This window comes from Bacillota bacterium, from assembly GCA_024655925.1.
Classification (GTDB): domain Bacteria; phylum Bacillota; class DTU025; order DTU025; family JANLFS01; genus JANLFS01.
Genome location: JANLFS010000004.1, coordinates 27,707 through 49,181, shown reverse-complemented (window position 1 = coordinate 49,181; position 21,475 = coordinate 27,707). Strand labels below are relative to the sequence as shown.

Here is a 21,475-nt window from a genome sequence, read left to right as displayed (position 1 = left end):
TGGTGCCATCTTACAGGATCACGCCTCTCATGGCGAAATCGGCAATTGCCTTGTCCCGCTGCATTTCAGCCTCCGCAAGTGCCTTGTGGACGGCGTATTCCTGCTCGACGCGGTCTGTGCCCTTCCGAACCCGCTTGATCTCGACTTTGACGTTTCCGATCATCATGATCATTGCTGTACCTCCGTTCCGCGTTGCGCCCGCCGGTCGTCGATTCCTAGTATAGGGGGCGGGCTTAAGAATGTCAACAAGCAAATTAACAGAGTCAACATCGGGATTGAACATCACGATATTCCTCAGGGGTGTATATTAATGATCTCAATACCACCCTCCCCGCCCGTCCTATCTGGTGCTATCGGGAGCCTGTGATGGTATAATGTTGTTCGGCGGCCGGAACATGGACAAGAGGCGCCAATTCGGCAGACAGGAGTGGTTGGATGTCCGCGACGATCATTGACGGCAAGGCCGTTGCTGCCTCCATACGGCAGTCCGTGCATGAAGAGGTAGAGGCTTACCAGGCCGCACACGGCAGAGTCCCCGGGCTCGCCGTGGTCATTGTCGGCAACAACCCGGCGTCGAGGGTGTATGTCAACAGCAAGAAGAAGGCATGCGCGGAGGTTGGCATCTATTCGGAAGAGCATGCCCTGCCCGAGAAGGCGACACAGGAGGAACTGATGGGTTTGGTCCGCGCGCTCAACGAGGACCCGGCTATCGACGGCATACTTGTGCAGCTGCCCCTACCGGACCACCTCGATGAGGACCAAGTTATAGAGACCATAACCCCAGGGAAGGACGTTGATGGGTTCCACCCCGTCTCCGTAGGGAATCTTGTGATTGGGAAACCCGGTCTCCGCCCGTGCACTCCCGCGGGGATAATGGAGTTGATTCACCGCACAGGGATCGAGGTCCGGGGCAAACGCGCCGTGGTCGTTGGGCGTAGCAATATCGTGGGGAAGCCGGTGAGCCTCATGCTTCTCGCGGAGCACGCCACGGTCACCATCTGTCACTCCCGCACGCAGGACCTGCCCGCGGTGTGCCGCGAGGGAGATATCCTAGTTGCCGCGGTGGGCAGGCCGGAGATGATAAAGGGCGACTGGGTCAAGCCGGGTGCGGTTGTCATAGATGTGGGCGTGAACAGGCTCGAGGACAAGAGGCTGGTGGGCGATGTCGACTTCGCCCAGGCATCGGAGGTCGCGGGATACATAACCCCCGTTCCTGGCGGTGTTGGCCCCATGACCATAGCCATGCTCATGAAGAACACTCTCGAGGCAGCCTGCACCAGGAGGAGTTGAAGTTTCCATGGAAGGGCGCGCGTTCGACGTGGTGGTCGTGGGAAGCGGTCCTGCGGGACTCTCCGCCGCTCTGAACGCCCGGGTAAGGAACAAGTCCGTGGCCGTGCTCTCGCGCAGGCTTGGAAGCCAGAGCCTTGAGCGTGCGCCCGCTATTGAGAACTACCTCGGGGTCGAGAAGATTCCCGGGCGAGAACTCATCACGCGGTTTCTGGACCACGCAAGGAAGACAGGCGCGAACCTTATCGAGGAGGAAGTCATCGGCATATACAACCTCGGCGATTCGTTCTCGCTGCTCACCCCCTCGGGTGATTACTCTGCCAAGACACTGGTTCTTGCCACTGGTGCTGTACAGGCAGCAACGATCCGTGGTGAAGCAGATTACCTTGGCATGGGTGTGAGCTACTGTGCTACCTGTGACGGCCCGCTCTACCGCGGGAAGCGCGTCGTGGTGATCGCACTGGCGCCCCACGCGGAGGAGGAAGCGAACTTCCTCGTAGAGATATGCTCGGAGGTAACCTACGTGATGCTCCACCGGGCCGGCACGGAAGGGGCACCCAAGCTTAAGCCAGAGATCCGGGTCACAAGGAGCAAGGTTCGGGCGATCCTGGGAGAATCCACCGTGACTGGGGTGGAGCTCGAAGACGGGACCATCGAGGCAGATGGGGTCTTCATCATCAGGGAGTCAATCCCCGTTGAGAGGCTCCTCGACGGACTTGAGATGGCGGAGGGTGTGATACGCGTGGACCGTGACATGGCGACGTCGGTCCCGGGGGTCTTCGCGGCGGGCGACTGTGTAGGCAGGCCCTATCAGGTGGCAAAGGCTGTCGGCGAAGGGCAGGTCGCCGGACTGAGCGCTGCGAGATTCCTGGACCGGGAGGGGCGCTGAATGCAGCCGGAGGTGATGAGAGGCGCTGAAACTTTCACGATCCCGGCTGGGGACGGCAGGGTTGCGGCGCTCATCATCCATGGATTCGCAGGGTCGCCCTCGGAGGTCAGGCCCATCGGAGAGCATCTCGCATCGAGAGGGATTTTCGCGTACGCGCCCCGGTTGCCTGGCCATGGAACGTCGGTGGAGGATATGAGCCGGACGCGTTTCACCGATTGGGTCGGGTGCGCCGAGTCCGCTCTGGTTCGCATGAAGAGCGAGCACGACCTCGTCTTCGTAGTGGGGTTCTCCATGGGAGGGTTGATTGCCCTCTACCTCGCACAGAGGCATGAAGTGGACGGGATCGCGGTCATCAGCTCGCCCATGCGCATCCGAGACCCGAGAGTCGTGTTGCTCCCGATACTCAAGTTCTTCCAGAAGTATGACCCGCCCGCCCCGGTGCCTCCGGAGGTGTCGAGCGGCGTAAACAAGGTGGCGTATACTCAGAAACCTCTCGTATGTGCGGAGAGCCTGATCCGTTTGATGTCCATCGTGAGGCGAAACCTTGCCAAGGTCACCACCCCTGCACTCGTAGTGGCGGGGGCTCAGGACCGGACCGCGCCTCCCGAAGACGCTAGGTACATTGCCGACCACCTGGCCTCTGTGGACAAGCGGTTGGTACTCCTACCCAATTCCAGGCACATGTGCATGTTCGGTGAAGACCAGGAAAGGCTCTTCGAGGAACTCTCCAGCTTCGTCACCGCACGAAGTTCCACTCATCGCTGTTGTACTTAGCCACCAACTCCGCCGCTAGGGCCTTCTCGCCCCCTGTGAGTTCCCCTCGTTCACAGGCTCCGAGCACCTCACGGATGAGCCCGCCCGCGAGCGCTTCCCCGAGTTCACGCGGCTCGATTCCCCGGCCGAGCAGTTCACTGACAGTGACGACTCCTGAGCGGAGAGTCTCTTTCATTCTGGGCTCGAGCCCGAGCACCGCCGTCAGGAGCTGGAAATCCATGGAAATAGGGACTGAACCGTGCTGAAGGAGGACCCCACCCCGCCGGGTCTGGGCGGACCCCACGACCTTTCGACCTCCAGAGACCAATTCGTACGAGGACGGGGTGTCGAAGCATGCCGCGGACTTGGCATGCCCTGGACGGTCTCCTCCACGGGGCGCAAGCTCCACCTGTGCCCCAAGTGCGAGCAGGCCGGAGAGGAGCCCTCGGCTGATGGTGAGGTAGGTGTCGAGCACGCTGCTTGGGCCCGGAAGCAGGCTGACGGGCGCAACCACGCTATAGGTGAGTTCATCGTCGTGGAGTATCGCCCTGCCGCCGGTGGGACGGCGGACGAACCCCAGCCCGCGTCTTTTGATCTCCGCCATGTCTGTGGAGGCCGCGGCGCACTGGAAGTACCCGATCGAGACGCACGCTGGGCTCCAAGTGTAGAACCGGAGAGTGGGCGGCGCAAGCCCCTGCTTGACCGATTCCAGGATTGCCTCGTCGACTGCCATGTTCTCCGGCCCGGGCAACGCCGGGCTCCATACTATTCTCCAGACCGTCGTGTTCTCGTTCGACATTCTGCTCAGTCTCCCAATTCTACTCCGATGAGCGCGGTTTCTGCAGCGGTCTCGGCGTCACGCGCTTCAAGGGGTTCAGGGTAGTTGTACATGGTGCCACCAGGACGTTCATTGTAGAAAGGGCGGTTGCAGTCAGGACACCCTGATGTCCTGAACGGCTCACCTGATAGGGCCGCCTTCATTACGGTCTCAGCAGGGATCGCAATCCTCCGAACCGTCCCTCCACGGAAATCAAAGTCCCCAACCAGGGCCAACCCTTGTCTCATGAGGTAGAGGCATAGCTGGACACGACGGTAAGACCCGATGTCTGGAGGCGGCGCCCCGGCAAGCCTGGTGCCGGGAAGAGGCGTGAAGGCAAACAGGCCGACGCCGACGCCTGCGTCGAACATCCTGCTGGCAAGGCGGATCAGATCCTCTTCGCTTTCGCCTAGCCCCGCGATGAGATGAGTCCCAATCCTTCCCGGAAACGCCCGTGCGCACCGAAGGATCAATTCAAGTGCCCTGGACATATCGTGCCCCTTGACTTTCTGGTAGATGGAGGCCTCACACGCGTCCAACGGGAGAGCCACCCGGTCGGCCCCCGCTTCCAGAAGCGCCTCAACATCCTTCTCGCCAGAGGTGGCACTGAACGACACGCTCACCGGAAATCCTGCTCCGCCCGTTTGTCGGAGGAATCGGACTGCCTCAACCGCGGCCGCCAGGGCATCCAAGCCCCCTACTACCTGAGCACATGCCCTGTGGACCCGCCCCGAGCGCGCAGCCTGGGCAAGCGCGTTGGCGAAAGCGTCTCGCGGGACCTCGGGCCACGTCACTCGAGACAGCTTGCCCTCTCCATCCGTGCTGCTCCTGGCCTGTGCGCAGAAGGCGCAGTCCCTCGCGCACTTGTCGCCGACCATTACGTAGGCCGTTGTTGGGGCGGCGAGTGACTTGAGGGGAAGAAGCCCAAGGGCCGCCGCAGTCCCGGAGGATGCTCTGATCTTCAATACCCCGGGGGACCTTGTCGGCTCAAACACACAGCATTCATAGGTCTCGATAACACGTAGTCCCTGCAGCCGCGCCTCATCGAAAGCCCCGGCGCTGGGCTGTACGATCAGGTTGACTCCGCACCTGATGGCGAGGGTATCGACCTGGGTGCGGTAGTCACCCGTCGGACGCATGCACCCCAGGTTGATAGGGATGTCAGGGAAGACTTCGCGCGCCCTGGCGAGAACCGCACCAACTAGGGCGAGGGAAGGGGGCGGCTTGCTCTCGAACCTGGTGCCCCGGGTCGGGGTGAAAATGATGAAGACAAGCGCGGGCGGGAGCGGGGCCCGGCCGGAGTCCACAAGCCCTCGCAGAGCCTCCACAGCTCCTATCTCAGAATCAGGGTTACCACTATGCAGGGATCCACCTGTCTCCAGTGCTTCCGCGAGTCCAATGCAGATGTGTGGGACGGTGCGGACGCGGTTGGACAGGGCCATGTAGGTGTCGATGTAGTCCTCGGGCGACCGTGAAAGCCCGTATACCTCCTGGATCACACGAGGATCCGAAACGAAGTCGAAAGAGACAATATCTGCCCATCTCGCAATCTCCGCGGCCTCATCGGCTGAGACGAGCCCTGCGTGGCAGTTGAGCCTGACCCCGTCGGGGGAAGCCTCCCGCAACTGCCGGAGCCAAGTGCTGAGAGGAACGCGGCCCCCGGGGTCGCATCCGCCGCTTACGAGAAGGGATCGGGGAGTCCGCGCCCCAGACGTGAGAGCAGCCAGGGCCTCTGCCGCCGGGCGCATGCCCACCAGGTACCTGCCGCCACAGTGGGCGCAGCCGAGGGCGCACTCACTGCCTGTGACGGAGACTGTCAGCGTCTGGGATGGTCTTGCAAAAACTATCTCAGGTGCGAAATTTGCGGTCCGTATGGACCAGGCTCGATCCTCAGCTGTGCTCAATTCGCGTCCTCCTGGCTCCTTGGGCTGAATTGGTATCTCATGCCAGTCTCCGTCATGATAGAGAGGCGGGCGGCGCAATTGGAGCGCCGCCCGGGCAGCAACGGAGATAACCCCGTTCCTGCTTAGCTCTCTCGGCTGTACCTCAACACAGGTCTTCTTGCCGCTTGTGTTTCGTCCAACCGCCCCACCGGCGTTGTATGAGGCGCGTCGTGCAGGACATCCGGGCATTCCTCCGCCTCATGCGCGATTCTGGTCATGACCTCGATGAACGCGTCGAGTGTCTCCCGGCTTTCCGTCTCCGTAGGCTCGATCATCATTGCTTCGTCCACGATGAGGGGGAAGTAGACCGTGGGAGCATGGTACCCGAAATCCAGCAGGCGCTTGGCCATGTCGAGGGTGCGGACCCCGTGGGCTTTCTTCTGCTTTGTGCCTGAGAGGACGCACTCGTGCTTGCACGGGCGGTCGTAAGGCAGATCGAACAACGGCATCAGCTTGCGCATTACATAGTTGGCGTTGACCACGGCATGTTCGGACGCGGTTCTAAGCCCGTCGGGGCCCATGGATCGGATGTAGGCCCAAGCGCGAACCATGACCGCGAAGTTGCCGTTCCATGAGTGGACGCGCCCTATGGACTGGGGCCGCTCGTAATTCCACCGGTACATCCCGGATGCCTCATCGAACTCAACGAGGGGCGTGGGAAGGAATGGCTCGAGGAACTCCTTGACCCCGACCGGCCCGGAACCCGGCCCACCCCCTCCATGAGGCGTGGAGAACGTCTTGTGAAGGTTCAGGTGTATCACGTCGAACCCCATGTCCCCAGGCCTCGACTTACCGAGGATAGCGTTGGCGTTGGCCCCGTCATAGTAGAGGAGTGCTCCTGCCCCATGCACGATCTCATTGATCTCCTTGAGGTGCTCATCGAAGAGCCCCAAAGTGTTGGGGTTGGTGAGCATGAGGGCGGCGACCTCGCCAGAAATCTTCGCCCTGAGGTCGTCGATGTCGACATTGCCCGAAGAATCGGACTTCACCTGAACAACCTGCATTCCGGCGCCAGCAGCGCTTGCGGGGTTGGTGCCGTGAGCGGAGTCCGGCACCAGGATCTTCGTGCGGTGCTCTCCGCGGGACAGGTGATAGGCCCGGATGATGAAGAGCCCGGTGATCTCGCCGTGCGCCCCGGCCACGGGTTGGAGGGTGAACTTGTCCATTCCTGTGATCTCCGACAGATAGCGGCCGAGAGAGTAGAGCAACTCCAGAGCACCCTGCACCGAAGACTCGGGCTGCGCGGGGTGTAGACCGGTGAAGCCTGGCAGCCTTGCGGCGTCCTCGTTGACCTTGGGGTTGTACTTCATCGTACAGGACCCGAGAGGGTAGAACCCGGTGTCGACTGCATGGTTGAGTTGCGACAGGTTCACGAAGTGCCGGACCACGTCGACCTCGCTCACCTCAGGCAGGCCCGGCGGGTCAACTCTAAGTGATTTTGCAGGAAACAGCGTCGATAGATCAGAGGTGGGCACGTCCGGTTGGGGGAGATCCACCGCGGCACGCCCGGGGGCACTCAGTTCGAAAATGAGGGGTTGGGGGCCTTTCATCAGACCAACACCTCCAGTTCCCGGACGAGGGTGTCAAGTTGCTCGCGGGTGCGCTTCTCAGTGACCGCCCAGAGCGTGCACCCAGAAAGCTCAGGATAGTCCCCACGCAGAGGCTTGCCGCCGATGATGCTCTTTCGTAGGAGAGCCTGGTTGCGGTCGACAGGGCATCCGGGCGCCCTCACCACGAACTCATTGAAGAACGGACCGTTAAACGGGATCTCGTAGTTGGGGATTGCCGCGATCCGGTCCCTGACGTAATGGGCTTTCCAGGTGCAGAGTTCCGCGACACGCCTGAGCCCTCCCGGCCCCATGAGGCTCAAGTAGACTGCGGCGGCAAGGGCACACAGAGCCTCGTTGGAGCAGATGTTGGAGGTCGCGCTTTCGCGTCTTATGTGCTGCTCCCGCGCCTGAAGCGTCAGTACGAACCCGCGCCTGCCGGATGAGTCCTGAGTTTGCCCCACGAGGCGTCCTGGCATCCGCCTTATCAAGGCGTTAGTGGTGGCAAAGAAGCCGAGAAGTGGCCCGCCGAAGTTCATGGGGTTCCCGAGCGCCTGCCCTTCACCGAGGGCGATGTCGGCCCCGTAGGATCCGGGAGGGGCAAGAATGCCCAGTGAGATGGGGTTCACCACTGCGACGAACAACCCACCGGAGGAGTGGACGACCGAGCCCAAGGACTCCATGTCTTCTACACACCCGAAGTAGTTGGGGCTCTGTGCAACTAGACACGCCACGCCTGGCCCAGCATACTGGGCCACGGTCTCGGCCAGGGTCACACCCATCGCTGGGCAGTAGTCCACCAATACGATCTCTATACCCCTGGGCTTTGCGTAAGTGACGAGGACCTCTCGGTACCTTGGGTTGGTGGCGCGTGTCACCAGCACCTTCTTCCGCCCCGTGGCCGAGCACGCCATAATGGCAGCCTCCGCCACAGCGGTCCCCGCGTCGTAGAGAGATGCATTGGCGACATCCATACCCGTGAGTTCACAGACCATAGTCTGGTACTCGAAGATGACCTGGAGCGTCCCTTGACTCACTTCAGCCTGGTAGGGAGTATATGCGGTGTAGAACTCGCCACGTCTCAGGATGTGATCCACGACGCTCGGCACATAATGGTCGTAGATTCCAGCTCCGAGATAGGATGCATTGGCGTCTGAGGCTGAGTTCCTGGAAGCAAGCCTGGAAATTTCAGCCATCAGCTCCTGCTCAGACAGAGCGGAAGGCAGATCGAGAGGCCTGTCCAGCCTGAACTCGGGTGGGATGTCTGAGAACAGATCGTCCACACCGGACACGCCGATGTCCTGGAGCATCCCCTCGATGTCTTTCTCGGTATTGGGGATGTACCTGTGGGGAGATCCCATCAGTCTCCTTCCTCCTTCAGGAACGCCTCGTATTCATCAGCGTCCATGAGGCCGTCCAGTTCCCCCATATTGGCTATTTCGAGCTTTGCAATCCAGGCCTCGCCCATCGGATCCTCGTTGAGCAGATCGGGCTTGCCTGTCAGAGCATCGTTGACACCAGTTACAACTCCCCCTACCGGGGCGAAGACGTCAGCGACAGCCTTGACTGATTCGACCACCGCGAGCTTTTCGCCCTGATTAGCCGAAAGGCCAACTTCAGGCAACTCTACGAAGATGACATCTCCGAGTTCATGCACTGCGTGTTCGGTGATGCCGACGGCGGCAGTGTTACCTTCTACGCGCACCCACTCGTGATCCCGGGTAAACTTGACGACGCTGGCCATTCTGTCATTACTCCTTCCTGTACGCCTTCTTATAGAACGGGGTTTTCACTACCACGGCCTTGTGCGCACGGCCCCTTATGTCGATGGCGAGCTCAGTTCCTGCTCGAGCGTGTTCTACTGGCACCAGAGCGAGCGCCAGCCCGCGGTTGAACGTGGGCGAGTGGGCACCAGATGTGACGTGGCCCACGACGGTGTCTCCCGCGAGCACCGGATACCCCTGTCTCGGAATCCCTCGCTCTAGTATCTCCAACCCCACCTGCTTGCGGGCGAGCCCCCTCTCCTTCTGGGTCAAGAGTGCATCGCGGCCGATGAAACTGTCCTTGCCGAGCTTGACGAAGAACCCGAGGTTCGCCTCGAGAGGCGAGATGTCGGGCGAAAGCTCGTGCCCGTAGAGGGGAAGACATGCTTCGAATCGAAGCGTATCGCGCGCACCCAGGCCAGCGGGAGAAAGGCCTAGAGGTTTCCCGGCATCCAACAGCGCGTTCCAGATATGCTCGGCGTCCGCAGGAGCACAGTAGATTTCGAAACCGTCTTCACCGGTGTAGCCTGTCCGCGACACGAGGCACTTTCTATCGGCAATCGGGCAGTCGGGCACAGCGAAGAAGAACTTAATCGAGCGCAGGTCGACCCGGGTAAGGGCCCCGAGTATCTCTTCGGCTCTCGGGCCTTGCAGCGCGAGCTGCGCGGTCTCCGCAGATATGTTCCTCACGTGTACGTTGAGAGAACCCAGGTTCTCCTGAACCCACGCGAAGTCTTTCTCCGTGTTGGACGCGTTTACGACGAGTAGGTAGTGGTCTTCCGCCAGCTTGTAGACGAGGAGGTCATCCACTACCCCACCGTCAGGATAACACATCGGGGTGTAGATGACCTGGTGTAGGGACATTCCGGAGCAGTCATTTGTCACCAGGTGATCGACAAGTCGGAGCGCGTCCGGACCTTCGACGTCGATCTCACCCATATGGGACACATCGAACAGGCCGGCGCGCTCTCTGACTGCTTTGTGTTCATCTAGGATCCCGGTGTACTGCACCGGCAAGGCCCATCCTCCGAAATCGATCAGCCTTGCTCCCAGTGCCGCGTGGGCGTCATAGAGAGGCGTCTTACGCAGTTCGGACATCTGTCCACCCCCCTGAAGATTGAGCGGAGCCTGGTCCGCGATGCCCCGCACCCAATTGTATTCAGCATACGCGCCGAAAGTCCTGCCCCCAGTCACGCGAGTAGCTGAGTTGACCGGCGTTTTTTGGTGGTATGGGAGGTGACAACCCATCTGAGGCATTGCCAGTCACCGAGGCTGCCCGGGCGACTGCCTGTTGACGTCGGGGAACGCGAGCCGTATAATAATGGTCAATACAGGAGCTAAATGCAATGATGGGGAAGAGTACCCCGGCCGGGCGCGGTTCAGAGAGCCTCCCGAATGGCTGTGAGGAAGGCACCGGGCACCCGGGAGAACCCACCCCGGAGCAGCAGGCGATGAGCCTGGCCGGCGCCCGCCCGTTAGCATGCGGGGCGGTATAACCCGTGCCCCCGGTTGGGGGCAGGGCGTACCGGGCAGAGGGCGCGCCGGCATGGCGTGCCGAGCAAGGTGGTACCACGGAAGCAACGCCTTTCGTCCTTACGGGCGAGGGGCGTTTTTGCTTTCCGGGGCGGAAAGGACGGAGTTGGGCACAGCATGAAGGGACTGAATATGAAGATCGGGTTCGTGGGGGCTGGGCGCATTACTTCGGCTCTGGTTCGAGGGCTTGTGAGCGGGGGATTCCTCGAGCCCGGCGATGTCATGGTGAACGGCCGGCGAAGGTCTGAGAAACTCCGGGAGGTCGTAGATAGGTGGGGGGTCCGCTCCACGATGTCCAAAGCGACCGTCTTCCGTTTCGCGGACGTTGTCATCATGGCTGTCAAGCCCCAGGACATGGGGATCGCGCTCGAGCAGTGTGCGCCCCACGTAAAACGACGCCACGTGATCATAAGCCTCGCCGCCGCGATCCCCACGACATACATCGCGGGCAAGCTTGGGCCGGATGTTCGAATAGTCAGGGCCATGACCAACACCTCATGCGTTGTGCGTGAGTCAGCGACTGCGATTTGCCTCGGCGCCGGGACAGATGACACAGCCAGAGATGTGGCGTGTTCCGTGTTCTCATCGGTGGGCAAGGTCTGGGAAGTGGACGAGGCATACTTCGACGCAGTCACTGGGTTGTCCGGGAGCGGCCCAGCCTTCATTTATTACATTGTCGATGCGATGCAGGCAGCGGGGTCGGCCGCGGGGTTGCCCCCGGATGTATCCAGACAGCTCGCAATACAGACGCTACTTGGTGCAGGCAGGATGATGGCGGAAACCGGCCAGGAACCCGGACACCTCGTGGACCAAGTGGCGTCGCCCCGGGGCACTACCCTCGAAGGCCTCCGCGTTCTCCGCTCATTTGACGTAGCTGCCACTTTCCAGGCTGCGATCCACGCTGCGGCGAAGCGATCAGCGGAGATCGAGCAGGAGGTGTGCGGTTCCGCCCGGAGCGTGACCCGGGGGTCTGCGCAGGCAGGAACCGCAGGGCGGTAGCTAGAATACCCAAAGGATGTAGAACGGGACAGGCAAGGGGGATATTGTGCATGTACGATCTGGTCATCCTCGGCGGTGGACCGGGTGGGTACGTCTGTGCTATCCGTGCAGCCCAGTATGGGCTCAGGTGTGCCCTGGTGGAGAAGGCAGATCTCGGCGGAACCTGTCTGAACTGGGGATGTATCCCCACCAAGGCGCTTGCTCATACTGCGGACATGGTGGCCGACGCCCGGCGCGGGGCCGAATTCGGCATATCCATCCCGGCTGTGGACATCGACTTCCCGAGAGTCATGTCCAGAAAGGACCGGGTGGTCGCGAGACTCAGGAACGGTGTGGGGTTTCTCCTCAAGAAGTGGAAGGTCGACGTGATCTCGGGGAGAGGAAGGATCGACACCCCTGGGGCAGTCCTGATAGAGGCGGCGGACGGCAGCCTGAGCCGGGTAGAGACCCGCAACATCGTGGTAGCTACTGGGTCTGTGCCCATCGCCCCCAAGATGCTCGGGCACGATGGTCGGAACGTCTTGACTTCCGAAGAAGTCCTATCGCTCACCTCGATCCCGTCGAGCATTCTGGTGGTAGGTGCAGGAGTCATCGGGTGCGAGTTCGCAAGCATCTTCCGGACGTTCGGGTCCGAGGTGACCATGGTTGACATAATGCCAACCATCTTGCCGATGGTAGATTCGGATGTCGCTAGTGTGATCGCAGCATCTTTCCAGAAACGCGGAATCAAGATTCACACCGCCACCAAGATCACAGAAGTCGACGTCTCCGATGGGCTGGTCCAGGCCAAGACCGACACGGGAGAGGTCTTCAGGGCCGAGAAGGTCATCCTGTCCATGGGACGAAAGCCATACATCGGGGGTTCCGGGGCCGTCGAGGCTGGGCTGGAACTCGGCCCGGCCGGAGAGATCGTGGTGGACTCGCGCCTGCGCACGTCCGAGCCGGGCATCTGGGCCATCGGTGACGTGACCAACAAGAACCCTCTCGCCCACGTTGCATCCGCGCAAGGGCTTGTGGTTGCGGCTAATATCGCCGGCCGAGACACCGAGATGGAGTACCACTCCGTCCCCTCCTGCATCTTCACAAGTCCCGAGGTGGGGACGGTCGGGTTCTCAGAGGTCGGTGCCAGGGCATCCGGCATCAGTTACGTCGTGGGCAAGTTCCCGTTCGCCGCCTCCGGGAAGGCAGTGGCCATGGGGGAAGTGGAAGGGTTCGTGAAGATACTTGCGGAACAGTCCGGACGGCGTGTCATCGGTGGACACATAGTGGGACCTCATGCGAGCGACCTCATAGCCGAGCTGGCCCTGGCGGTCCAAAACCGGCTCACCATCGAGGATGTCGCACACACCATACACGCCCACCCAACGCTCGCCGAGACCGTGATGGAATCGGCCGAGGCTGCGATGGGGCTTGCCGTTCACATCTGAGGTTGTGAGGTGAAAGGCGTGAGAGACAGAGTCTTCTTCGGTTTGGTGCTGTTGATCATAGGCGTGGTCTGGCTGGCCCGAAACCTTGGCATAACTCTCATCCGCCTCGGATTCCCATGCATACCTAACATCTTTCGGGGGCTCTACTTCTTCCGGGTCGGAACCGCCCACTTGATTCCCGTATTGTTGATAGTCGTCGGCATTCTTCTCTTCCTCGATGCCACTCGCAGGCGCGGATAGTCCCCTTCCGTGAGGTGGCTGCGCCGGTGCAAGATCTGGTGCAGTCACCCTGCTTTTTTGCAGGTCTTTTGCCGGGTTTTCTATGCATGGCGTCTAGATGAATCTACAAGGTTTGCGCGTCGCCCCATGCTACAATTGCTCTGAATCTTTGCTTCTTGCAGGCATGAGAGCAGAGGGGTGGAACGCGTGGCGTCGAGGGACGGCATACCCGCCTACAGCAGGAAGAGTGGGCAAGTCCGCTGGACTAACGGCGTGAGGCTCAAACCCAAGGGACCTCGACCCGTGCGCCGGCAGGGGACAGGCTACCGGGGCGCGGTCCGCTCGGCGCTGAATGTCATGTTGTCTCTCAGGCATCTCCTTTCCGCCAGATCCGCGCTGTTCGCCGGGGTCGGCTTCGCTGCTGCGTCGGCAGTCTTATTCGGTGCATATGTGCCTTTCGGGATTGTTGCAGTAGCCTCTTCGCTGGTGGCGTGGAGAATCCCGTCCGGGCTCTCCACCCTGTCCGGCGCGCTCGCCGCATCATGGGTGTTCCGGGGACGATCTGGTGTACTGGCTCTCGGAGTCTCCTCAGTGCTTTTCTTCCCCATGCGAAAACCGCTCAGGAATCAATTGGTGGAGGAACGAGCGCCACAGGCGTCGTGGGCGGTTGGGGCGTCCGTGCTCATCTGCTCGTTCGCAGGGACTGTACTGTCTGAACTCTTACTCGGTTCGGGGATCGATACCGCTACGTTTGCCCTGGTAGAATCGGCGGTGGCCGGGATTGCCTCTGCCTTCGTCATCCCGGCCACGCTAGCATACGCGAGACGGGGGATGTCGCGGGCTCAGACGGCGATGGAATCGACGTGCTTTCTGATAGGGCTCTCTGCAATCTGTGCCGGTCTGGACTCATTGTCGGTCTTCGGTGTATCCCCGGGCAGAATCGCGGCCCTATTCACGTCAGGCTTCGTCGGGTTCGTCGCCGGACCCGGAGCCGGCGCGGTGGGCGGCGCTGCGCTTGGGCTGGTTCTCTCCATGTCACGGACTGGGTCCGTGTTGTCAATGGGAGCTCTGGCTCTTGCAGGCCTCATGGTTGGCTCCGTCCGTGGGCAGGGGCGGGCAGTGGCCGGCTTCATTCTTGTCCTGTCGGCGGTGGTGGTAGGGTTTCAATTCTCCTCTGAGGCAGCCTTCTCGTGCTCACTCATTGAGGCGGCCGGGGCCATGATCCTGTTCTTGGCTATACCCAGACGGTTGTTTTCGAGTGCAGCGCGGTTCGTTCCTGACACAGTCGAGGCTGCACGGCGAGAGAGAGCGTACACCCAGCGTGTTCACTACATCATCTCCCAGCGCCTGGCTGAACTGGGGAACGCCTTTGGAGAGCTGGCTGAGGCATTCGCGGTCGGAGTAAGCCGTGCTGGCAGCGGAGAGGCCGCGCACGAGATATCCCGCGGACAGCAAGGACGGGTTCACAGCGGGGCAGCTGCGAATACTGGGGAACCCGATTCAGAGCGGAGTCGTTGGCTGCTGGAGGTCGAGGGCTCTGGGCCCACAGGCTCGATGCCCATGAGGGTGGCACAGATCGTGTCTTCGGTGCGCGAGAGGGCGTGCAGTGGTTGCCCTCGTTACTCCACGTGCTGGGGCGATCTGTTCTTCAAGACCTGCCGCGACCTGGTGGACGTTCTTGCCCTGTTCGAGTTGAATGGGGAAGTGAAGCCCGAGGATCTTCCCGCGGCCTTGACAGGTCGGTGTGCGAGGACAGGCCCGCTGGTGGAGGCCGCAAACGAGGTGGCCGGATGCACTCTGCGCGCCGGATCGAGGGTTCATGTGGGGCAAGAAGCAGGAAGCGGCGCCGGGTTCAGCCTCAGCGCGGCGGCGGAGGTCTTTTCGCTTCAGATGGACGGAGTCTCGCGGGCTCTCAACAGTATGTCTGAAGACATCGGAGTGGGAGTTCGGTTCGAGGAGGACATTGAGAGGGAGATAAAGGAGAGGCTTGGCAGGCTCGGCATCAGTGTCAGCAGGGTGAGCGTGTCCCGTTCTGGCGGAGAGGCACTCGAAGTGCGGATGTGGAAGAGGCCCTGCCAACGAGATGGTGAGTGCGTCAAGTCCATCGCGCCCATCGTGGCGCGGGTGGTGGGGCGCCCACTCTCAGTCTGGAGCGCTTGCTGTCCCCACGCCGTTGGGGGTGCTGGCGAACTCACCGAGTGCTCGATCAGGCTTCTTCCCACTCGCAAGTACGATCTGGAAACAGAGGTGGTCAAGATCGCCCGCCACAACCTGGAGGTATCGGGCGACACCCACCTTCTGAGGAATCTCGGAGACGGCAGAATGGCCATCATCCTGGCTGACGGGATGGGGGTGGGCACTCGAGCGTCCCAGGAGAGCGGGGCTGCCGCCGCGACTCTGGCCAGGCTGCTCGAGACCGGTCTCGAGGTGGATTTCGCGGTCCAGGCGGTGAACATGTTGATGCTCCTCCGGTCGCGGGATGAGAGTTTCACCACCCTCGATCTCGCAGTAGTCGACTTGTACACCGGGGAAGTCGAGATGGTCAAGGCCGGCGCACCCCCCAGCCTCATAAAGCACGGCAAAGAAGTGGTCCAGGTGGGCGCCCCGTCGCTTCCAGCGGGAGTGAAGGCCCCCATGCCGGTCAACAGGTTCAAGCGGGCCCTTCGTGCGGGCGATGTCCTGATAATGGTCACCGATGGGGTGATCGAGGCCAGGAGAGACATGGCCGACCGAGACCAGAGGTTGATCCGGGCGGTTCAACAGTCGAAGGGGAACAAGGCTTCCGACGCCGCGAAGGCGATCCTGGATTGGGCTCAGGGTTCGAAGAAGGCGAGGGTGAACCCAGCAGACGACATGACCGTGCTGACAGCCAGGCTCATTCCGGTTGGCGGTGAGAGTAGCATACCCGGACTCCATCTCTCGATGGCAGGATAGACAGAGTCTGTGTTGAAAGGTCCACCCTGTATGCGGCATGCTAATACCGGAGGTGCTGGCAGTGGGGGACCTCGTCAGGAAAGTGAGGGAGACTTTGGGCCGCCACAGGATGGTGGAACGGGGCGATGGCGTGGTCGTAGGAGTGTCGGGCGGCCCGGATTCCGTTGCTCTCCTCGTGTGTCTCGCGGATCTCCGTGAGATGCTGGCGCTCCGTCTGCATGTCGCTCACCTCGACCACATGCTTCGCGGGGCCGATGCCGAGCAGGACGCACAGTATGTCCGAAACCTTGCCGAGAGTCTTAAGATCCCCTCCACAGTTGACCAGGTGGATGTAGCGGCACTGTCCCGATCCCTCGGAACATCGGTAGAGGAAGCGGGCAGGTCAGCGCGGTACGCCTTTTTCGCCCAGGTTGCCAGGTCCCTGGGATTCACCCGAGTCGCGGTCGCACATCACCTGGATGACCAGGCAGAGACTGTGCTCATGCGGATTGTGAGAGGGACCGGGGTCCGTGGGCTCGCCGGGATTCCCCCTGTTCGCCCTCTGCAGGGCGGCTTTTCCGTGATTCGGCCGCTTGCCCACGTGACCCGTGCTGAGATCGAGGAGTTCCTTCGCGAGCGGGGGCTCTCACCCCGGCAGGACGTATCCAACCAGGAGACTGTATACACCCGGAACCGGATCAGGCGTGAACTCCTCCCGCTTCTTGAGGCACGCTACAACTCCGGTATCAGAGAGGCCCTGGAACGGCTGGCATGTTCGGCTGCGGAGGATGACGCTTTTCTCACCTCTCTTGCCCGGGAGAAACTGGCCCATCTCCGGTCGCTTTTACCGCCTGGGTCTCTTCCCAGAGACCTCGCCTCCGCGCTCCCCGCATCCTTACTCGCCCGAGTGTTGAACCTTTGCTTCGCTGAGGTGGCTGGGGACAGGCGCGACCTCTACCACGTCCACATCGGCAACCTCATCCGCCTGCTCAGTCTGGGCACCGCAGGAGATTCCGTGGACCTGCCCCGAGGGGTCCAGGCTACCCTGACCTATGACCGGCTGGTGTTCGAGTTGAGGGAACCGCCGGAAGGCGCAGAGGAGGTGGGCTCAAGTCCCGGCGCGCCGCTTCCCAGGGTCCGGCTTGCTGTGCCTGGAATCACGGTCCTCTCCGACCTTGGTTGGGCGATCCTCGCGGCAGTGGATGAGACAGATGGGGAAGAGCGACGGGAAAAAGACCTTGATGCCCAAGGGGTTCAGGGTCTGGCCGCGGTTGCCCGCGCTGCTTTCGCCCGGTGCGGGCTGGGGGACATTCGGTGTGACCCCGATGATATCGGAACAGAATGGGCCGTATTCGATCAAGACGAACTTCCGGGCGAGTTGAGCGCAAGGCCCTGGAGCTCGGGAGATCGGATGGCCCCGTTCGGCATGGCAGGGACCAAGAAACTCTCGGACCTCTTCTCCGATCTCAAGATCCCCAGACGCGACCGGTCGTCATACCCTGTGGTTCTGTCGGGGGACCGGGTGATCTGGGTCGCGGGCCTGCGCGCAGGCCGAGACGCGCCTGTCGTCGGACAGACGAGGCGTGTCCTGGCGCTCGCCCGCGAGCGCGCGTGCGAGCGCGTGGCAGATGGGTAATCTCAAATCGCGTCGCACGCCTGACGCCGGGTGCCCCGGGGCGCAGGCGCCCGGATTCCCGCGGCGTCAAGGGTGTTTCAGGCACCCGGGCCACGCGCCGGGGGGTTCCGTGTCAGCGCAGCGCCATTATCTCCTCAACCGCCCGTTCGAGCGCGGGGTCTCTGCCTGCCACTACATCAGCGATGGTCGGATACACCACTATGTCGGGCTGAATGCCGTTGCCAGACAGCGGCCTGCCGTCAGGCAGGAGGTCTCTCGTGACGACGATTCTGGCCGAACCGCCGCCCGGAAGCGGGAACCCCAAGGGTTGGCCTGTGCTGCCCCCGGTCGGGGATCCCACTAGGGTTGCGCGTCCTGCTTCTTGAGGGCCGAGACGAAGTCTTCAGCCGCGCTGAACGTGTCCTCCCCCACGATGAGGACCAGGGGCCCATGATACTGCCCGAACAGCCCGGCGGGGAAGACGACATCCCCTCTGCCCTTTATCCAGGTTTCTTCACGCCTCCAGGCGCGGTAGACTGGAACGTAGCTTCTGGCCGTCCAATTGGACGAGCCCCAGACCGGCACCGCGATCGGTCTTGCGAGGATCTTGTTTGCGATCGGGGTGTCGCCTCCGCCGTTCTTACGGAGGTCGATGATGAGCCCTCGCACTCCTCGGAAGCCCGGAAAGGCCCTGTTAAACTCCTGCGCTACGCTCATGTCGCCGAACGTGGACAGCTCAACCAGGACTATGCCTCCCCCGAGATCCCTCTTGGACAACTTCGGCCCTGGAACCGGGCGCAGGTCCGGCGGCACCTGGGAGCTGCGCGTCAGGTTGACCTGGCGGACCTGCCCCGCCGTGTCGGAGATCGTCAGAGCGACGGAGGTCCCGGCCCGTCCCACCAGGAGTTCGCGGCAGCTTCTCTTGAAGAGATCGCGGTCTGTGGAGGCGCTGATGTAGGGGGCCACCTAGTCCCGCATGTATTCGACTGCGTCTCTGCCGTCTGCTTCAAGAATCCTGTCTCCTACTTCGATCCCGGCCTTGATGATCTCGGGGACCGCTGCAGCCCACACCACAACGACTTGGTCCTCGATCCAATCCAACCCGAGCGGAGGCCGATCTAGGCCCTGCATAGCGCCTGGAGGGGGAAACACGTTTGAGTGGCCGTCGCGCAACAGGGCGACGAACCTCTGCAGGGTTCTGTAATAGTCGATCTCGTCTTGAGCTGAAGCGACCTTGGGAATATACTCGCGGAAAGCCTCGTCCCAGTCGAGATCGGGGACCTGATCCCAAAACGGAAAGGCGAAACGGGCCTCAGCCCAGATCGTGGCGAGCGCCGCCATGCGATGTGATTCAGAAGGGAGCGCGGCTGATGCGGGGGCAGCCAATGAAATGATGATCGCCGACATGACTGCGGCCGCGAACCATCCGCGTCCCCTATTTCGATTGGACATGCGGGTACCTCCTTGAATGCTTGGGGATCCTGGCGATAGACGAGCGCCCCCGGGCGTCCGTTCGTCGGTTAGCCCCATAGTTTGCCAATTTGGGGGCATACTAGTATATGAGCGTTCGCTTGCAGCGTCCGCCAGTCCTGCTCGGCCCATCCGGAGGATCTTACCCGGGTTCAAACGCGGAGATACAGGCCTCGGAGGAACGCCCTGACCGGTCCGTTCGTTTGTCTTGTATAGGGGGCTGTGCTATAATGAGTTGGCGCATTGAGGGTATTGCCTTTGTTAGGTTTCACATAGCACTGGTTATGCCCAGGCGGGAGGAGGTTTGCCGTTGAACAAACTCATGAAAAACCTTGCCCTCTGGCTCTTACTCGGGTTGATAACCGTTTCTATCACACAGTCTCTGTTCATGAATAGGGCGCGTCCCGATGAGATAACCGCCAGCCAATTCATGAAGTACTGGCAGGAGCGCAAGGTCACTGAGCTTCAGATTGTCGGAGAGAATTCAATACGGGGAACCCTCTCTGACGGCCGGCAGTTCAAGCTGTTCTACCCTGACGTCAAAGGCCTGATCGAAGACATCCGCAATGACCCTGACCTCGCGTCCAGGATTGAGTTGTCGATGGAGCCTGAGGGTCCGGCGCCGTGGTGGGTGGCCTTGGTGCCCAATCTCATCTCCATTGTGCTTCTGGTTGCAGTGTTCTTCTTCATCATGAACCAGATCCAGGGCGGCGGGAATAAGGCGATGCAGTTCGGCCGGAGCCGCGCGAAGCTGCATACAGACGAACGGGGCAGGGCAACGTTTCAGGATGTCGCCGGGGTCGAAGAGGTGAAAGAGGAACTTCAGGAGATTGTCGACTACCTCAAGCACCCAAAGCGCTACATCGAGCTGGGGGCACGTATCCCCAAGGGGATCCTGCTTGTCGGGCCACCGGGGACAGGGAAGACCCTCCTTGCCAGGGCAGTAGCCGGCGAGGCCGATGTGCCCTTCTTCAGCGTGAGCGGGTCTGACTTCGTCGAGATGTTTGTGGGTGTGGGCGCGAGCCGCGTGCGGGACATGTTTGAGCAGGCCAAGCGGAATGCGCCGTGCATCGTATTCATCGACGAGATCGACGCGGTAGGGCGGCAGCGTGGCGCGGGCCTCGGTGGAGGGCATGATGAGCGTGAGCAGACCCTCAACCAGCTGCTCTTCGAGATGGACGGGTTCGATCCGAACTCCGGGGTCATTGTACTCGCGGCCACGAACAGGCCCGATATCCTCGACCCGGCACTTCTGCGTCCCGGCCGGTTCGACAGGCATATTGTTGTGGACGCTCCAGACCAGGCCGGCCGCGAGGCTATCCTGAGAGTCCACAGCAAGAACAAGCCCCTTGCGGCGGACATCGACCTTCGGGCGCTCGCCCGCCGTACCCCTGGGTTCACTGGGGCGGACCTGGCGAACGTCCTGAACGAGGCTGCGCTGTTGGCCGCGCGTCGCAACAAGAAGAAAATCGGCGCCGAAGAGACCGCCGAGGCCATTGAACGGATCGTGGCCGGTCCAGCCAAGAAAGGCCGGATCCTGAGCGAGCGCGAGAAGACTCTCGTCGCCTTCCACGAGGCAGGGCATGCACTGGTTGCGCGGCTCATCCCCGGAGCGGACCCCGTAGTCAAGGTCTCAATCATCGGCCGCGGCAGGGCTGGTGGGTACACCCTGATGGTACCGGAGGACGACCGGAGGTACCGGTATGCCACGAAGACCGAGATAATGAACGAGATCATCGTGGCCCTGGGAGGCAGGGTCGCTGAGGAGCTCATGATAGGCGAGATAAGCACGGGCGCACAGAGCGATCTTGACCGTGCCAGCAAGACCGCCCGCAAGATGGTGACTGAGTACGGCATGAGCAACCTCGGCCCCCTCACCTACGGGCGGAGCCAAGAGGAGCAGGTGTTCCTCGGACGCGACATATCTCGTGACCGCAACTACAGTGAGGAAGTTGCCGCAAAGATCGACGAAGAGATCCACCGAATCGTCGAGGAAGCCTACGCCCGAGCGCATGAGCTTCTCTCTCAGAACGTCGACAAACTCACGAGGCTCGCGGAGGCTCTCAAGGCACAGGAGACTGTTGAGGGCGAGGATCTCGACCGGATTCTCGAAGGCCGGGACGCACCCGAGGATAAACGCTCAGAGGAGCAGCCCGACGGGGAATCTGGGCCCAGGACATCCCTTGCCGCCATCGATGAACGCCACGTGGGGGCCAAGCGCGACGTCACCAAGACGAACCCTGAAGGCGCGCCCGCGTAGGAGGGCACGGAAGGCCGGCCCGGCGTAGATAGGGCGAGAT

General features: G+C 61.7%; 17 protein-coding genes and 1 pseudogene. 9 read left to right on the top strand and 9 right to left on the bottom strand.

All coding sequences use genetic code 11. The features are described from left to right. Positions 1-10: 10 nt before the first annotated feature. A complete protein-coding gene (locus NUW23_01170; GenBank protein ID MCR4424789.1) occupies positions 11-172 on the bottom strand; it encodes a hypothetical protein in 162 nt (53 codons plus the stop codon). Positions 173-435: 263 nt separating this feature from the next. Here NUW23_01170 and folD point away from each other — a divergent pair, with 263 nt between their 5' ends. The 3 genes from folD to NUW23_01155 are packed head-to-tail and all read left to right on the top strand — an operon-like array spanning position 436 to position 2,950. After that, complete coding sequence (gene folD / locus NUW23_01165) at positions 436-1,290, top strand: bifunctional methylenetetrahydrofolate dehydrogenase/methenyltetrahydrofolate cyclohydrolase FolD (protein ID MCR4424788.1); 855 nt, start codon at positions 436-438, stop codon at positions 1,288-1,290. Between the two features lie 7 nt (positions 1,291-1,297). Continuing rightward, the gene (locus NUW23_01160; protein ID MCR4424787.1) at positions 1,298-2,176 is read left to right on the top strand and encodes an NAD(P)/FAD-dependent oxidoreductase; all 879 of its coding nucleotides are present in this window, start codon (positions 1,298-1,300) and stop codon (positions 2,174-2,176) included. Continuing rightward, entirely contained in the window at positions 2,177-2,950 is a 774-nt protein-coding gene (locus NUW23_01155; protein ID MCR4424786.1) for an alpha/beta fold hydrolase, read from the top strand. Here the strand turns inward: NUW23_01155 and NUW23_01150 are convergent. From NUW23_01150 to gcvT, 6 genes are all read right to left on the bottom strand, one after another. Further along, entirely contained in the window at positions 2,913-3,728 is an 816-nt protein-coding gene (locus NUW23_01150) for a lipoate--protein ligase family protein (protein ID MCR4424785.1), read from the bottom strand. The two genes, NUW23_01155 and NUW23_01150, sit on opposite strands and share 38 nt — an antisense overlap. Before the next feature lie 5 nt (positions 3,729-3,733). Beyond that, complete coding sequence (locus tag NUW23_01145; GenBank protein MCR4424784.1) at positions 3,734-5,650, bottom strand: radical SAM protein; 1,917 nt, start codon at positions 5,648-5,650, stop codon at positions 3,734-3,736. A gap of 122 nt (positions 5,651-5,772) precedes the next feature. After that, on the bottom strand, positions 5,773-7,239 hold the full coding sequence (gene gcvPB / locus NUW23_01140; GenBank protein ID MCR4424783.1) for an aminomethyl-transferring glycine dehydrogenase subunit GcvPB: 1,467 nt from the start codon (positions 7,237-7,239) through the stop codon (positions 5,773-5,775). Beyond that, entirely contained in the window at positions 7,239-8,597 is a 1,359-nt protein-coding gene (gene gcvPA / locus NUW23_01135; protein ID MCR4424782.1) for an aminomethyl-transferring glycine dehydrogenase subunit GcvPA, read from the bottom strand. The genes gcvPB and gcvPA overlap by 1 nt, the downstream gene beginning before the upstream one ends. Beyond that, a complete protein-coding gene (gene gcvH, locus NUW23_01130) occupies positions 8,597-8,980 on the bottom strand; it encodes a glycine cleavage system protein GcvH (GenBank protein ID MCR4424781.1) in 384 nt (127 codons plus the stop codon). The genes gcvPA and gcvH overlap by 1 nt, the downstream gene beginning before the upstream one ends. 7 nt (positions 8,981-8,987) lie before the next feature. Then, positions 8,988-10,097, bottom strand: coding sequence for a glycine cleavage system aminomethyltransferase GcvT (gene gcvT, locus NUW23_01125; GenBank protein ID MCR4424780.1), 1,110 nt, complete (start codon positions 10,095-10,097; stop codon positions 8,988-8,990). 552 nt (positions 10,098-10,649) lie between these two features. On the opposite strand from gcvT, the gene proC reads away from it, so the two are divergent. From proC to tilS, 5 genes are all read left to right on the top strand, one after another. Continuing rightward, positions 10,650-11,531, top strand: coding sequence for a pyrroline-5-carboxylate reductase (gene proC, locus NUW23_01120; protein ID MCR4424779.1), 882 nt, complete (start codon positions 10,650-10,652; stop codon positions 11,529-11,531). 50 nt (positions 11,532-11,581) lie between these two features. After that, positions 11,582-12,958, top strand: a complete 1,377-nt coding sequence (gene lpdA / locus NUW23_01115; GenBank protein MCR4424778.1) for a dihydrolipoyl dehydrogenase — start codon at positions 11,582-11,584, stop codon at positions 12,956-12,958. Between the two features lie 18 nt (positions 12,959-12,976). Next, on the top strand, positions 12,977-13,198 hold the full coding sequence (locus tag NUW23_01110) for a hypothetical protein (GenBank protein ID MCR4424777.1): 222 nt from the start codon (positions 12,977-12,979) through the stop codon (positions 13,196-13,198). 186 nt (positions 13,199-13,384) lie between these two features. Beyond that, positions 13,385-16,111, top strand: coding sequence for a SpoIIE family protein phosphatase (locus tag NUW23_01105; protein MCR4424776.1), 2,727 nt, complete (start codon positions 13,385-13,387; stop codon positions 16,109-16,111). A 61-nt stretch (positions 16,112-16,172) separates the two neighbouring features. Then, a complete protein-coding gene (tilS, locus tag NUW23_01100; GenBank protein MCR4424775.1) occupies positions 16,173-17,726 on the top strand; it encodes a tRNA lysidine(34) synthetase TilS in 1,554 nt (517 codons plus the stop codon). 112 nt (positions 17,727-17,838) lie between these two features. Here the strand turns inward: tilS and NUW23_01095 are convergent. Together NUW23_01095 and NUW23_01090 are read right to left on the bottom strand one after the other, a co-directional pair. Then, positions 17,839-18,422 (bottom strand): annotated as a pseudogene (locus NUW23_01095) (S41 family peptidase). A 249-nt stretch (positions 18,423-18,671) separates the two neighbouring features. Further along, the gene (locus NUW23_01090) at positions 18,672-19,157 is read right to left on the bottom strand and encodes a hypothetical protein (GenBank protein MCR4424774.1); all 486 of its coding nucleotides are present in this window, start codon (positions 19,155-19,157) and stop codon (positions 18,672-18,674) included. 340 nt (positions 19,158-19,497) lie between these two features. Between NUW23_01090 and ftsH the strand changes: the two genes are divergently transcribed. Continuing rightward, the gene (gene ftsH / locus NUW23_01085; GenBank protein ID MCR4424773.1) at positions 19,498-21,435 is read left to right on the top strand and encodes an ATP-dependent zinc metalloprotease FtsH; all 1,938 of its coding nucleotides are present in this window, start codon (positions 19,498-19,500) and stop codon (positions 21,433-21,435) included. Positions 21,436-21,475 lie beyond the last annotated feature (40 nt).